The following is a 12838-nucleotide window of genomic DNA, read 5'->3' as shown; positions in this document are numbered from 1 at the left end:
CGCGGCGCGCGCAGCGGTATTCCCGCACCGACACCGAGAGTCACGAACTCCCCCGCGCCGGATCAGAGATCGAGGATGAACTGCTCCTCGAGCCGCCGGTAACCCAGCCCCTCGTACAGCGTCACCGCCGCGTCGTTGAAACCGAACACGTGCAGGCCGACCGAGTCGGCACCCAACCGGCGCGCCTCACGTTCGGTCGCATGCATCAGCTCGCGCCCGTACCCCTTCCGGCGCTGATCCGCGGCGACCTCGACGTCGAGGATGAAGGCGTGTGGGCGACCTCCTCGGTCCCGCATCCCGATCCAGAGGATGCCGACCTCGACCCCGTCGACCGTGGCCGTGAACAGCTCCTGCCCCGGCGTGCTCAAGCCCTCGGGCAGCTCCTGCAGGAACTGCCGCCGTGATTCGACCACTGCCTCCTCGGGGGTGTAGCGGCCCGACGCCGCGAGGTCCTCCGCGAATGCCGCTTCAGACTCGCGGGCGAAGCGCGGGTAGCGCTCCTCGGTCATCGGCGCCACGACCACATGATCGGCGACGGCACGGTCGGGGAGCGGTTCGAGCAGCATCTGGATCGAGGCGACCCGGAAGCCCCGCCCGTCGACGAGGCGATGCCCCTCGGCATCCTGTCGGAAGAGACCGATGCTGATCATCGACGCCTCCTCGCCCCTCGCGATGGACCGCAGAGCCGCCACGATCTCGTCGAGCTGCGACGCCGAGGGCGAGACCGTGAGCGCGAGATCGATCACGAACACGCGCCCGGCGTTCGCGCCCAACCAGAGCGTGCCGAGCTCCTCGGCACCATCGGCGATCCGCAGCACCTGCGAAGCCGTGGAGTCCAGCCCGTGCGGCAGCAGTTCGCTGAAGTACTGCCCCGCCTGCGCGACCGCCTCGTCGCCGAGGCGCAGCCCGGACTCCTGGCGCAGGCGGATGAGACGCTCCCTCGTAGCCGCGCTCCAGTCGTCGAAACGTGCGGCGGGCAACGGAGTCAGGCGTACGGTCATACCCTCCATCCTCCGCCCTCGCGACGGAGCGGGCGACCGATGGGGCCGATCAGGCCGACTTGTGCAGCGCGTCCTCCGCGGCCACCCAGGCGAGCATCGCGCACTTCACCCGTGCGACATAGCGGGAGACCCCGCCCAGCGCTGCCGCATCTCCGAGCAACTCCTCGTCGGGTTCGATCTTGCCGCGCGAGCGCATCGCCTCCCGGAACGCATCGATGCGCACTTCCAGGTCCGCCACCGAGAGTCCTTCGGCGAGCTCGGCCAGCAGAGACGCCGATGCCTGCGAGATCGCGCAGCCGTGCCCCTCCCAGGCGATCGCCTCGACCGTGCCGTCGGCCGCGCGGTGCACCTGCAGTGTGACCTCGTCGCCACAGGTCGGGTTGACCTGGTGCGACTGCGCCGCGACGGCCTCGCGCAGACCGAAGCCGTGCGGGGTGCGCGAATGATCCAGGATGAGCTCCTGGTACAGGTTCTGCAGGTCGCCGGATGTCATGCGTGCACTCCGAAGAAGTCGATGGTCGCGGCGACGCCGTCGATCACGGCCTCCACCTCGGCCTCGGTCGTGTAGAGATAGGTGCTCGCCCGCGTGGACGAGGTGATGCCGAGTCGGCGGTGCAGCGGCTGCGCGCAGTGGTGCCCCACGCGCACCGCGATGCCGCGATCGTCGAGGAACTGTCCGACATCATGAGAGTGGATGCCGTCGACGTCGAAGCTCGCGAGCCCCACGCGCGGCAGCTCGATGCCGGCGCCGAGTACGCGCACGCCGTCGATCGCGCGCAGTCCCTCGACCAGGCGGCGACCGAAGGCAGCCTCATGGGCGGCGATGCGCGGCATGCCGACCGCGGTGAGGTAGTCCACCGCCGCGGCGAGCGCGATCGCCTGCGACACCCGCTGCGTACCCGCCTCGAAGCGCTGCGGCGGCGGCAGGTACTCGGCCTGCGTCGTGGTGACGGTCGTGATCATCGATCCGCCGGTCAGGAACGGCGGCATCGCGGCGAGCAGTTCGCGGCGACCGTAGAGCGCGCCGATGCCGGTGGGTCCGAGCATCTTGTGGCCCGAGATCACCGCGAAGTCGACGTCGAGGGCGCGCACGTCGAGCGGCAGGTGAGGGGCGGACTGGCAGGCGTCGAGCAGCACGAGGGCGCCGACCTGACGCGCGAGCGCGATGATCTGTTCGACCGGGTTGATCACGCCCAGCACATTCGAGACGTGCGTGACGGCGACGATCTTCGTGCGGTCGCCGATCATCGCGGCGGCCTCGTCGAGTCGGAGCGCCCCCTCGTCGTCGAGCGGGATCACGCGCAGCGTCGCTCCGGTGCGCGCGGCGAGCTCCTGCCAGGGGATCAGGTTGGCGTGGTGCTCCATCTCGGTCGTGACGATCTCGTCGCCCTCACGCAGCCGGAGACGGTCGGCTTCCGCCCCGCCCCGCCCCAGCGAGGCATTCGAGAGCGAGTAGGCGACCAGGTTGATCGCCTCGGTCGCGTTCGAGGTCCAGACGATCTCGTCGTCGTCGGCACCGAGGAAGCGGGCGACCGTGGCCCGCGCGTCTTCGAACAGCTCGGTGGCCTCGGCAGCCAGGGTGTGCGCACCGCGGTGCACGGCGGCGTTCGTGGTCGAGGCGTAGTCGCGCTCGGCATCCAGCACAGCGAAGGGGCGCTGCGAGGTCGCACCGGAGTCGAGGTAGGCCAGCGGATGCCCGTTCACCTGGGCCTGCAGGATCGGGAAGTCTTCGCGGATGCGCCGAACCTCGTCTTCGCTCAGCGGTGCGAGGACGTCGGCAGCAGGGGTGACGCTCATCCTTCTAGCTTCTCATCTGGCGACGAGGTGCGGGTCGCGACGTCTCGCCCCGCGTCCGTGTTCAGGGTAGCGGCGGCCCCACCACGACCGCCGCCTCGGACGGGACCAGGAGCCGACCGGCAGCCGGAGTCACGGCGGCCGTGGCCAGCAGCACGGCGTCGTCGGGGTCGATGTCGAAGGCGACAGCATTCGCGGTGAGGTTGACCAGCACCGCGCAGGGGCCCCGATCGATCCGGTACGCACGCAGGCTCGGATCATCGTCGCCGTCGTCCGCCGTCACGGTCGCGTGCGTGCGGGTCATGTCGGGATCGGTGAGCTCGGGGCGCGTGCGCCGCAGCGCGATCAGGTCGCGATACAGAGCCAGGAGCGCGGCGTGGTCGGGGGCATCTTTCTCGCTCCAGTCCAGGTGCGAGCGCTCGAACGTCGCCGGGTCCTGGGGGTCGGGCACATCGGCGGGATCCCATCCCATCCGTGCGAACTCGGCCACCCGACCTTCGCGTACGGCGCGGGCGAGCTCCGACTCGGGGTGCGACGTGAAGAACTGCCACGGCGTCGACGCACCCCACTCCTCGCCCATGAAAAGCATGGGCGTTCCCGGCGCCGTCAGGGTGAGCACGGCGGCGACCGCGAGTCGGGCGGGCGACAAGGCCGCGGAGAGGCGGTCGCCCGCGGCCCGGTTGCCGACCTGGTCGTGATCCTGCGCGAAGGTGACCAGCCGCCAGCCCGGCACCGCGTCGGGGATCGGGCTGCCGTGCGCCCTGCCGCGGAACGACGAGTACGTCCCGTCGTGGAAGAAGCCGTGTCGCGACACCTTGGGCACGGCATCTGCCGCGGCGAAATCGGCGTAGTAGCCCGTGGTCTCCCCCGTCAGCGCCACGTGCACGGCGTGGTGCCAGTCGTCGGACCACTGCGCCGTCAGCCCGAAGCCGCCCGCCTCGCGCGGCAGGATCAGCGTCGGGTCGTTCAGATCGGACTCGGCGATCAGGCTCAGCGGCCGATCCAGCCGGGCCGACAGTGCATCGGTGCGCTGCGCGAGCTCCTGCAGGATGTGCGTGGGCGACTCGTCGTGCAGCGCGTGCACGGCATCGAGCCGCAGACCATCGACATGGAAGTCCCGCATCCACATCTCGGCATTGTCGAGGACGTACTCGCGCACCGCCGTCTCGCCGAGATCCACGGAGTCGCCCCAGGGGTTACCCTCGCCCGCGCGCAGGTAGGGCCCGAACTCCGGCAGGTAGTTGCCGCTGGGGCCGAGGTGGTTGTAGACCACGTCCTGGATCACGGCGAGGCCCCTGGCGTGCGCGGCATCCACGAACCGCTGATACGCGCGCGGGCCGCCATAGCTCTCCTGCACGGCGTACCAGAGCACGCCGTCGTAGCCCCAGTTCCATACGCCGTTGAACGCATTGACCGGCAGCAGCTCCACGTGGGTGGTGCCGAGCGCTGCGAGGTGGTCGAGCTTGCCGATCGCCGCGTCGAGGGTGCCGTCGGGGGTGAACGTGCCGATGTGCAGTTCGTAGAGCACGCCGCCGGCGAGCTGGCGCCCCGTCCATGCGCCGTCCGTCCAGGCGAATCGGTGCGCATCGAAGACCGCGGACGGGCCGTGCACCCCGTCCGGTTGGTGTCGTGAGCGCGGATCCGGGCGCACGTGATCGCCGTCGTCGATCAGGAAGCCGTAGCGCTCGCCCTCATCCAGATCGAGATCCACCGACCACCAGCCGGCGACGCCGTCGCGCGCACGAGGACCACTGAGTTCATGCTCGGCGATCAGTGCACCGTCATCGGTCAGAGTGCGCACCCGCATGCGTCGCGCGCGGGGAGCCCACACCTCGATCATCGATCGTCCACCAGCAGCGCCACCGGATAGTCCGCGAGCAGTTCCGCCAGCCGCACCGGTCCCGGCTCGATCCGGCGGCCGGTCAGCGCGTCGACCGCGGCGACGTCGCGGCGCAGGAGCTGTGTCTCACCCCATCCGCCGAGCCGCGCGAGCGCGACGGGCAGCCTCGTCGCCACCACCGTCACACCTCCTCGGTCCACCGCGACCGCATGAGCGGATGCCGGGCCCGCCGCGACCGCAGGGCGGTACAGCGCGAACAGCTCGGGGTTGTCGCGGCGCAGCCGGAGCGTGCGCGAGGTGACGAGCAGCTTCGCCCGTCCGGAGTCGTCGATCGGCGGCAGCACACCGCGGGCGACGTCCCCGTCGAGTTCGCGCAGCAGACGCGCCCGCGCCGCGAAGTCGACCGGGCGACGGTTGTCGGGATCGACCAGCGAGTGGTCCCACAACTCGGTGCCCTGATACACATCCGGCACGCCGGGGCCCGCGAGCTGCAGCAGCTTGGCCGACAGCGAGTTCGAGCGGCCGAAGCCGTCGATCTCGGCGACGAAGCGCTCCACCGTGGTGCGCGCAGCTCCCCCGGTAGCATCGGCGATCGCCGCCAACCCCTTCTCGAAGACCGCGTCGGGATGCTGCCACCCCGTCGCCTCCGCTGCTTCCCGCGCGGCCTTCTGCGCATAGGCGAGCACACGATCCGGTCCGATCGGCCACGCTCCGACCACGGCCTGCCAGAGCAGGGCGTCGAGCGGGCCATGACCGGTGGACGCGATCGCGCGCAGTTCCCCCAGCACCTCCGACCAGCGTTCCGGGATCTCCGACAGCACGCTCAGGCGGGCGCGCACGTCTTCTGAGCGCTTGGTGTCGTGCGTGGAGAGGGTCGTCATCGCGTGCGGCCAGGATGCCAGTCGCGCCTGTTGCGCATCGTGGAACTCGGCTGTCGACAGCGCGGCGATCGAGGGGTCGCCGCCCACCTCGGTCAGGGTGCCGAGCCGCGTCCAGCGGTAGAACGCGGTGTCCTCCACGCCCTTCGCCATCACGGCACCCGTCGTCTGCGGGAACCGGACGCCGACCTCGGTGCGCTCGTCCACGATCAGGGGTCGAAGTTCGTCGAAGGCGTCCGCGAGGTCGGGACGCCGTTCCCGTGCCGCCGCGAACGCCGCGCGCAGCTGCTCGCGCCCGGCCGGAAGGTAGGCGCGATACACCGGGAAGCAGGCGACCAGTTCGGCCAGCGCATCCTCGGCGCCCACGACCCCGTAGGGAAGGCTGCGCACGAGTCGACGGATCTCGGACTGCAGCAGCCCATCGGCGATCATCCGCTTGGTCGTGTGGATGAGCTCAGGCCAGCTCTGCGCCTCGGCGAGCCCGGTCTCGGCGCGCAGGCGCGCATCCAGGTTCGACAGCGCCGCGACGCCGTCGGGATCGATGAGCACGCGGTCGATCTCGCCGAGCGCGTCGTACCCGGTGGTCCCATCGGTGCGCCACCACGACGGCAGCGCCTCCCCCGGCTCGAGGATCTTCTCGACCAGCGTGTACACGGCCCCCGTCGCGCCGGCGAGCTCTTCCAGGTAGGCACCGGGGTCGGCGAGACCGTCAGGATGATCGACGCGGATGCCGTCTGCCAGCCCCTCGGTGATCCACCGCACGATCTCGCGGTGCGAGGAGGCGAACACGTCGGGCAGTTCCACGCGGATGCCCGCCAACTCCGATACCGCGAAGAAGCGACGGTAGTTGAGTTCGGCGTTCTGGTCCTGCCAGAACCGCAGCTCGTAGTGCTGGGCGGCCAGCAGCGCCGGCAGGTCGGATGCCAGCTCCCCCGATCCGGGGGCGAGCGGCAGCACATGCTCGAAGTACGACAGCGTGCCGTCGGGGGCGTCGTCGGATGCACGCGTGTCGACCACGAAGTCGCCGTTGTCGAGTGCGGCCTCGACGACCGATCCGAGGATCGGCAACCGGAGCTTGCCGTTCCCATGGCGCCAGTCGATGTCGAACGCGGTGGCGTGGCGGGACCCGCGGCCCAGGCGCAGCACGTCCCACCACCAGGGGTTCTCGCGCGGCACCGCGACCCCCACGTGGTTGGGCACGATGTCGACGAGCACGCCGAGTCCCGCCTCATGCGCGGCGTCGGCGAACCGGCGCAGCCCGGCCTCTCCGCCGCGGCTGGGATCGACGCGGGAGTGGTCCACCACGTCGTAGCCGTGATCGGAACCCGTCACGGCGGCCAGCAGCGGCGACAGGTACGCCCAGGAGACGCCGAGGTCGGCGAGGTACGGCACCAGACCGGCGGCGTCGTCGAGCGTGAGCTGCGAACGGATCTGCAGCCGATACGTGGACAGCGGTCGCCACGTCATGCGCGGTGCTCCGCTGTCGGTGCAGGAGAGGCGATGCCGGCCTGCTCGGTCTGGATGCGCAGCGACGCGTCGACCGAGTCATCGGGCACGACCTCTTCCCCATCGGTCGCGCGCAGCACCACGAGAGCCCGCGCATCGAGCGTGAACTCTGCCCCCGCGGCGAGCGCCGGCTCGTTCCCGTGCTCGCCGGCGGTGTCGACCATGACCTGCCAGCGCGGCGCGTAGCGGTCATCCGGAAGCGTGATCTCGACCTCGTCGCCGCTGTTGAAGTACACGAGGAAGTTCACATCGGTGACCGGCCGCCCGCGCAGATCCCGCTCGCGGATCCCTCCCCCGTTGAGGAACATCCCCACAGCGAGACCGAACCCCGAATCCCAGTCCTCCGGAGCCATGGGCGCGGCATCCGGGCGCAGCCAGGCCACGTCGGGCACGCGCTCACCGTCGTCCGTGCGCACCGGGCGACCGTTGAAGAATCGGCTGCGTCGGAACGTCGGATGTGCCCGCCGCAGGCGCGCCACCGCCGCGGTGAACTCGATCAGCGGCGCATCCGCGGACTCCCAGTCGATCCAGGTGATCTCGTTGTCCTGCGCATAGCCGTTGTTGTTGCCGCCCTGCGTGCGCCCCAACTCGTCGCCGTGCGCGATCATGGGCACGCCCTGCGACAGCAGCAGCGTCGCGAGGAAGTTGCGCTGCTGGCGCGCTCGACGCCGGTTGATCTGCTCGTCGTCCGTCGGCCCTTCCACTCCCTGGTTGTCGGAGCGGTTGTGCGATTCGCCGTCGTTGTTGTCCTCGCCGTTCGCCTCGTTGTGCTTCTCGTCGTACGAGACCAGGTCGCGCAGGGTGAACCCGTCGTGCGCGGTGACGAAGTTGATCGATGCCACGGGGCGGCGACCGGAGTGCTCGTACAGGTCGGCGGATCCGGTCAGACGTGACGCGAACTCGCCCAGCGCCTGCGGCTCGCCGCGCCAGAAATCGCGGACGGTGTCGCGGTACTTGCCGTTCCACTCCGTCCACTGCGGAGGGAAGTTGCCGACCTGATACCCGCCGGGCCCGACGTCCCAGGGCTCGGCGATGAGCTTGACCTGTGACACCACCGGATCCTGCTGCACGAGCTCGAAGAAGGTCGACAGGCGGTCGACGTCGTAGAACTCCCTGGCCAGGGTCGATGCGAGGTCGAAGCGGAAGCCGTCCACATGCATCTCCGTGACCCAGTAGCGCAGCGAGTCCATGAGCAGTTGCAGCGCGTGCGGGCTCCCGGCGTTGAGGCTGTTCCCGGTGCCGGTGTAGTCGGTGTAGTAGCGGCGGTCCTCCTCGAGGCGGTAGTACGCCTCGTTGTCGATACCTCGCATCGACAACGTCGGACCGAGGTGATTGCCCTCCGCGGTGTGGTTGTAGACGACGTCGAGGATGACCTCGATACCCGCGGCGTGCAGCGCGCGCACCATGGCCTTGAACTCCTGCACCTGCTGTCCATGCTGGCCGCTCGAGGAGTAGGGCGCGTGCGGGGCGAAGAAGGCGAGCGTGTTGTAGCCCCAGTAGTTCGACAGACCCTTTTCCTGCAGCGTCGAGTCGTTCACGAACTGGTGCACCGGCATCAGTTCGAGGGCCGTGATGCCCAGATGCACGAGGTGCTCGATGATCGCGGGGTGCGCGACGCCGGCGTACGTGCCGCGCAGATCCTCGGGGATGTCGGGGTGGGTGAAGGTGAGCCCCTTCACGTGCGCCTCGTAGATCACGGTCTGCGCGTACGGGGTCTTCGGCAGACGGTCGCCCGCCCACTCGAAGAACGGATTGATCACCACGCCCTTGGCCATCGCCTCGGCGGAGTCGTCGTCGTTGCGCGAGTCGGGGTCGCCGAAGTCGTACCCGAACAGCGACTGCCCCCATTCGATGTCGCCGGCGACCGCCTTGGCGTAGGGGTCGAGCAGCAGCTTGTTGGCGTTGAAGCGCTTGCCCTCGGCGGGCTCGGCCGGACCGTGCACGCGGTACCCGTAGAGCTGTCCCGGCTGCACGGAGGGCAGGTATCCGTGCCAGACGAACGCATCCACTTCCGAGAGCGGCACACGCTCCTCTTCGCCGTGCTCGTCGAACAGGCACAGCTCGACCCGCTCCGCGCCCTCGCTGAACAGGGCGAAGTTCGTGCCCTGCCCGTCGAAAGTCGCACCCAGCGGATACGGGGATCCTGGCCAGACCTCGTGGCTCACAGAGCGCGTTTCCGGGAGGCGTGGTCGAGGACCAGCTTCACAGCCTCGTCGAACCCATGCGTCTGCGCGATCTCCTCGGAGTTCCGATACGGGTGCCCCGCGTAGCAGACGAACACCGGCGCCACCCATTCCACGTAGCCGATCGCTGCGTCCGTGACCACGACGTAGCGGTCGAGATCGACGCGTTCCGTGTGCGGTGTGTCAGGGGCAGCGTGCTCCTCCACCTGGTCGGCAGGGCACTCTGAGTCGAATTCAGGAGCGATGGGGGCTTTCGCAGACATGCGGACTCCTCTTTTCGTCGGTGCCGCCCACGCTAGACGCACAGATCGATCAAGAGAACGGCGTTGCCAGAACGGTCACACAGCGGTTACCATCCGGAAACATCGCCGGGGCGATCAGCGGCCGTCGAGCACGCGCTCGTCGGCCGCTTCGTCGTAGCGGTCCTGCGCCTCGCGCACCTCATCCACGTGGGACTCCGCCCAGACCTGCAGCGCCTGGAGCGGTTCGTGCAGGGTGCGGCCGAGCGGGGTGAGACGGTACCGCGCATGGCCATCGGGGTCGACGCCGTGTGTGAGCATGCCGTCGCGCTCCAGGGCGCGGAGGGTGTCGGCGAGCACCTTCTTCGCGATGCCGTCCACGCGCTGATGCAGCTCCCCGAACCTCAGCGGCTCCTCGTGCAGGAGCACCACGATCATCGCGGTCCACTTGTTGGCGATCCGGGCGAGCGAGGCGCGCGACGGGCACTTGGCCGAGAACACGGTCCACCCGGCGCCCATGCATCGCTCCATCCGGTGACGTTGAAGTAACCACGCCCCGATCGAGACGCTGGATGCTCAGAATACCGAGCCATCAGGAGGAACATCATGTCGGCGATCGACGTCGTGGGACAGTACGGAGCGGCCATGGCCGCAGGAGACATGGCCGCTCTGGCCGCCACCTTCCACCCGGATGCCGTGTGGCACCAGCCCGGCGCGAACCAGGTCTCGGGCGACCACGTCGGACCCGATGCGATCCTCGCGCACCTGGGCCGGTTCATGGAGCTCAGCGGCGGCACGTTCGCTCTCGAGACCGAGTCCGCCACCGAGAGCGGCGACCTCGTGTCGGCGACCGTGCGGTTCCGCGCGCAGCGTGCCGGCCAGCCGGATCTCGACCAGCACGGTATCGACGTGTTCCGCGTCGTGGACGGGCAGATCGCCGAGGTGTGGCTGATCAGCGAGGACCAGGCGGCGGAAGATCGGTTCTGGGGCGCAGCCTGATACCACCGGGGCGTGGGCGGTCGCCCAGTCGTCCACGACCCGGCCCTGTCACTCGCGCCCGCCGACCCCCTAGGCTCGCTTCATGATCGCCACGCCCACGCTCCTCGCGTTCATCGCCGCGGCGTTCATCATGGTCGTGATCCCCGGGCCCACCGTGCTGTTCACGATCGGACGCGCGATCGCACTCGGGCGGTTCGGCGGGTTCCTCAGCATCGTGGGGACAGCCGTCGGCTCGATCATCCTGGTGCTCGCGGTCGCGCTCGGGGTCGGCACGGTGATCGCGCAGTCCGTCGTGCTGTTCACGATCGTCAAGGTCGCCGGAGCCGGCTACCTGATGTTCCTCGGCATCCAGGCGATCCGGCATCGGAAGGATGCTGCTGCCGCCGTCACCGGCGCGGTGCAGCGCAAGTCAGGGTGGCGGCTGCTGTTCGAGGGCTTCGTCGTGGGGATCACCAACCCGAAGTCGATCGCGTTCTTCCTGGCGATCCTCCCCCAGTTCGTCGACCTGCACGCCGGATCGGTGCCGCTCCAGCTGTTCGTGCTCGGCTCGATCGTCGTCGTCATCGGCGTCACGTGCGATGCCGTGTGGGTGCTGCTCGCGAGCGCGGCCCGCGACTGGTTCGGCCGTTCGCCGCGGCGGATCTCGGCCATGTCAGCGACCGGCGGCGGAATGATGATCGGCCTCGGAGCTTTCCTGCTGGTGTGGAGCGAGAAGCCCGCGACCGCCTGACCTCAGCCGACGCGCGACACCGGCTGCCGGAGGATCGTGCGCAGCCTCGCCGGCTCGACGCGGCGCGCATCGCTGAGATAGATCTCGTGGTGGAGCCCGCGCATCGCGAGGCCCTGCTCCGGGATGAAGCGGTCGTGCAGGTCGGCGAGCACAGGCGCCTCGTCGTCGTAGGAGCCGACGTGCAGCGTCTGCACGCAGAGCCCCTCGTCGAGCGTCTCGAACCTGACCGACGGCAGGCTCGGCGAGGCATCCTTCTTCTTCGCCACCGCATCGACCGCCGCCGCGAACATCTCGTCGGTCACGTGGTCGGGGACCATGATCATCAGGGTCCAGAACCAGGCCGATTTGTCGCGGTGCGTGGTGAACGACTCCATGTCGGGTGCATGCCACTGGCCTTCGAGCGGCATCACGACCGTGTCGATGCCGAGCTGCTTCTTGCTCGCGAACTTCAGCGTGTACGCCAGCGAGAACAGCGCGGTGACGGCGTGGGAGTACTCCGGCGCGGAGTTCGGATCTCCCGCACCGTCGATCATCAAGTACCGCATCGCGGGGATCTCCACGATGCGGAAGACACCCCTCTTCGCCTGATACGCGTCGAGGGACTTCTTCAGATCGATCGCCATGCCGTGGCCTCCTCTGTTTCTGGGGCCAGTGTGGCACGGGGCGCGGACACCGGTGGGCCCGTCCCCGAAGGACGCGCCCACCGGGTCAGGATCTCACGCGGGTTCGACCGGGAGCCAGAGCTCGCACGACGCGTGCGTGCCGGTGAACTCGAGGTAGCGCACGATCGACGGGCCGGGACGCAGTCGCCAGGGGTTCGACGGGAACCACTCCGTCGCGGTCGCCGCCCACAGGTTCTGCAGCGTCTCAGGGAACGGGCCCTCTGACGCGAACACGGCCCAGGCGCCGGCCTCCAGAGGCATCCGGTCCAGGTCGTCCGGCACCGATGTGGACGCCTGCAGCGCGACGCCGTGCAGGTAGGTGAGGGGCGACCCCTCCGGCGCATCCGGCTCGACGTCTGCGGTGACCGCCAGGATGCCGCCGGGCTCGGCGTCGGAGAGCGATTTCAGGCGGACGTGCTCCTCTGCGGGGATTCCGGCGATGTGCTGCTGGATGTGTGGATTGACGCCCTCGTGGATCAGCGGCACGGTGGCTGCATGTCCGGCGAGCACGAGCTCGGGTCGGGTGGTGATGGTGACGTGCATCGGGGTGCTCCCTTCGACGCTCAGGCGGAACCGGAGCGTGGGTTGTGTGCGGAGAGGACCACCGTCTCGGCGTACATCCGCCGGCCCGATGCCGTGCACGGCCCGGAACGCGCGGCCGAACGCCTCGACCGATCCGTAGCCGTGACGCACGGCGACATCGAGCAGGCTGGGCGCCCCGGCGACGAGCTCCGCTCCGGCGCGCGTCATCCGGCGACGACGCACGTACTCCGACAACGGCATGCCCGCCAGCGCCGAGAACATCCGGCGCAGATGGTACTCCGTCGTGCCGTGCTCGCGGGCGAACACCGCGACGTCGATCTCGTCATCCGTGTGTTGCTCGGCGAGATCGACCAGGGCGTTGAGCGTTCCGATCATGCGGTCCTCCTTACCCCTCCATCGTCGTCACGAGGGTAGGCCGCAGACCCGATCGTTCGCGACCGATCCGATCGGGTCGCGCCGACGG

The 12838-nt window shown here is 69.5% G+C and carries 12 protein-coding genes; 2 read left to right on the top strand and 10 right to left on the bottom strand.

Annotated features, from left to right (window positions below; genetic code table 11):
- Positions 1-62: 62 nt before the first annotated feature.
- From KZC51_RS05900 to KZC51_RS05865, 8 genes are all read right to left on the bottom strand, one after another.
- Positions 63-1001: a GNAT family N-acetyltransferase gene (locus KZC51_RS05900; protein ID WP_247629081.1), complete on the bottom strand. Its 939-nt coding sequence runs from the start codon at positions 999-1001 to the stop codon at positions 63-65.
- A 49-nt stretch (positions 1002-1050) separates the two neighbouring features.
- Positions 1051-1494, bottom strand: coding sequence for a Fe-S cluster assembly sulfur transfer protein SufU (sufU, locus tag KZC51_RS05895; protein WP_247629080.1), 444 nt, complete (start codon positions 1492-1494; stop codon positions 1051-1053).
- Positions 1491-2798: an aminotransferase class V-fold PLP-dependent enzyme gene (locus tag KZC51_RS05890; protein WP_247629079.1), complete on the bottom strand. Its 1308-nt coding sequence runs from the start codon at positions 2796-2798 to the stop codon at positions 1491-1493. The genes sufU and KZC51_RS05890 overlap by 4 nt, the downstream gene beginning before the upstream one ends.
- Before the next feature lie 61 nt (positions 2799-2859).
- Positions 2860-4635, bottom strand: coding sequence for a malto-oligosyltrehalose trehalohydrolase (treZ, locus tag KZC51_RS05885; protein ID WP_247629078.1), 1776 nt, complete (start codon positions 4633-4635; stop codon positions 2860-2862).
- A complete protein-coding gene (gene treY / locus KZC51_RS05880) occupies positions 4632-6980 on the bottom strand; it encodes a malto-oligosyltrehalose synthase (RefSeq protein WP_247629077.1) in 2349 nt (782 codons plus the stop codon). Before treY ends, treZ begins: the two co-directional genes overlap by 4 nt.
- Entirely contained in the window at positions 6977-9184 is a 2208-nt protein-coding gene (gene glgX / locus KZC51_RS05875) for a glycogen debranching protein GlgX (RefSeq protein WP_247629076.1), read from the bottom strand. Before glgX ends, treY begins: the two co-directional genes overlap by 4 nt.
- Entirely contained in the window at positions 9181-9465 is a 285-nt protein-coding gene (locus tag KZC51_RS05870; protein ID WP_247629075.1) for a hypothetical protein, read from the bottom strand. Before KZC51_RS05870 ends, glgX begins: the two co-directional genes overlap by 4 nt.
- Before the next feature lie 114 nt (positions 9466-9579).
- Positions 9580-9960, bottom strand: a complete 381-nt coding sequence (locus tag KZC51_RS05865) for a winged helix-turn-helix transcriptional regulator (protein WP_247629074.1) — start codon at positions 9958-9960, stop codon at positions 9580-9582.
- 87 nt (positions 9961-10047) lie between these two features.
- On the opposite strand from KZC51_RS05865, the gene KZC51_RS05860 reads away from it, so the two are divergent.
- Complete coding sequence (locus KZC51_RS05860) at positions 10048-10440, top strand: nuclear transport factor 2 family protein (protein ID WP_247629073.1); 393 nt, start codon at positions 10048-10050, stop codon at positions 10438-10440.
- Between the two features lie 82 nt (positions 10441-10522).
- Positions 10523-11170, top strand: coding sequence for a LysE family translocator (locus KZC51_RS05855; RefSeq protein WP_247629072.1), 648 nt, complete (start codon positions 10523-10525; stop codon positions 11168-11170).
- 2 nt (positions 11171-11172) lie between these two features.
- On the opposite strand, the gene KZC51_RS05850 is transcribed toward KZC51_RS05855, so the two are convergent.
- Both KZC51_RS05850 and KZC51_RS05845 read right to left on the bottom strand, forming a co-directional pair.
- Positions 11173-11793 carry a GyrI-like domain-containing protein gene (locus KZC51_RS05850; protein ID WP_247629071.1) on the bottom strand — a complete coding sequence of 207 codons (621 nt, stop codon included), beginning with the start codon at positions 11791-11793 and terminating at the stop codon, positions 11173-11175.
- A gap of 93 nt (positions 11794-11886) precedes the next feature.
- The gene (locus KZC51_RS05845; RefSeq protein ID WP_247629070.1) at positions 11887-12750 is read right to left on the bottom strand and encodes an AraC family transcriptional regulator; all 864 of its coding nucleotides are present in this window, start codon (positions 12748-12750) and stop codon (positions 11887-11889) included.
- Between the last annotated feature and the right edge of the window lie 88 nt (positions 12751-12838).

The organism is Microbacterium croceum (assembly GCF_023091245.1).
Lineage (GTDB): Bacteria > Actinomycetota > Actinomycetes > Actinomycetales > Microbacteriaceae > Microbacterium > Microbacterium croceum.
The sequence above is the reverse complement of the archived record's forward strand: the minus strand, read 5'-3'. Positions and strand labels throughout refer to the sequence as shown.

What these genes read in the sequence shown, in the direction of transcription:
- KZC51_RS05900 (WP_247629081.1), bottom strand. Translation starts at nt 1,001, where the DNA reads ATGACCGTACGCCTGACTCCGTTGCCCGCCGCACGTTTCGACGACTGG.
- sufU (WP_247629080.1), bottom strand. Translation starts at nt 1,494, where the DNA reads ATGACATCCGGCGACCTGCAGAACCTGTACCAGGAGCTCATCCTGGAT.
- KZC51_RS05890 (WP_247629079.1), bottom strand. Translation starts at nt 2,798, where the DNA reads ATGAGCGTCACCCCTGCTGCCGACGTCCTCGCACCGCTGAGCGAAGAC.
- treZ (WP_247629078.1), bottom strand. Translation starts at nt 4,635, where the DNA reads ATGATCGAGGTGTGGGCTCCCCGCGCGCGACGCATGCGGGTGCGCACT.
- treY (WP_247629077.1), bottom strand. Translation starts at nt 6,980, where the DNA reads ATGACGTGGCGACCGCTGTCCACGTATCGGCTGCAGATCCGTTCGCAG.
- KZC51_RS05870 (WP_247629075.1), bottom strand. Translation starts at nt 9,465, where the DNA reads ATGTCTGCGAAAGCCCCCATCGCTCCTGAATTCGACTCAGAGTGCCCT.
- KZC51_RS05865 (WP_247629074.1), bottom strand. Translation starts at nt 9,960, where the DNA reads ATGGGCGCCGGGTGGACCGTGTTCTCGGCCAAGTGCCCGTCGCGCGCC.
- KZC51_RS05860 (WP_247629073.1), top strand. Translation starts at nt 10,048, where the DNA reads ATGTCGGCGATCGACGTCGTGGGACAGTACGGAGCGGCCATGGCCGCA.
- KZC51_RS05855 (WP_247629072.1), top strand. Translation starts at nt 10,523, where the DNA reads ATGATCGCCACGCCCACGCTCCTCGCGTTCATCGCCGCGGCGTTCATC.
- KZC51_RS05850 (WP_247629071.1), bottom strand. Translation starts at nt 11,793, where the DNA reads ATGGCGATCGATCTGAAGAAGTCCCTCGACGCGTATCAGGCGAAGAGG.
- KZC51_RS05845 (WP_247629070.1), bottom strand. Translation starts at nt 12,750, where the DNA reads ATGATCGGAACGCTCAACGCCCTGGTCGATCTCGCCGAGCAACACACG.